This is a genomic window from Amycolatopsis albidoflavus, assembly GCF_039525725.1.
Classification (GTDB): Bacteria; Actinomycetota; Actinomycetes; order Mycobacteriales; family Pseudonocardiaceae; genus Amycolatopsis; species Amycolatopsis albidoflava.
Genome location: NZ_BAAAHV010000040.1, coordinates 1 through 522, shown reverse-complemented (window position 1 = coordinate 522; position 522 = coordinate 1). Strand labels below are relative to the sequence as shown.

1 protein-coding gene is annotated in these 522 nt (G+C 67.8%); it reads right to left on the bottom strand.

The window, feature by feature from the left end:
* On the bottom strand, nt 1-522 hold a 522-nt coding region (locus ABD156_RS47775; protein ID WP_344288933.1), incomplete at both ends, for a PHP domain-containing protein.

Genomic DNA, 522 nt, shown 5'->3' with positions numbered 1-522 from the left:
CGGCCTGCACGCACAACAACGCCGAGTGCGTGTCCGCCTGGTCCTTGGTCACGTAGTGCGAGTCGTTGGTGGCCAGCGGGGGAAGGTCGAGCAGCTTCCCGATCTCGAGCAGGCCCTCGCGCACCGACCGCTCGATCGGGAGGCCGTGGTCCATCAGCTCCAGGAAGAAATTGCCCGCGCCGAAAATGTCCTTGTAGTCCGAGGCGGCCTGGATCGCGGCCTCGCGCTGGCCCAGCCGCAACCGGGTCTGCACCTCGCCCGACGGGCAGCCGGTGGTCGCGATGATCCCCGCCGCGTTCTCCGCGATCAGCTCCCGGTCCATCCGGGGCTTGCGGTAATACCCCTGGATCGACGCCAGCGACGACAGCTTGAACAAATTCCGCAGGCCGGTCGCGTTCCCCGCCAGCATCGTCATGTGCGTGTACGCACCCGCACCCGAGACGTCGCCGCCCTCGCCCAGCTCGTCCGCACCCCGCTGGTTCGACTGCCCCCAGAACACCGGCTTCTTGTGAAACCGCGACT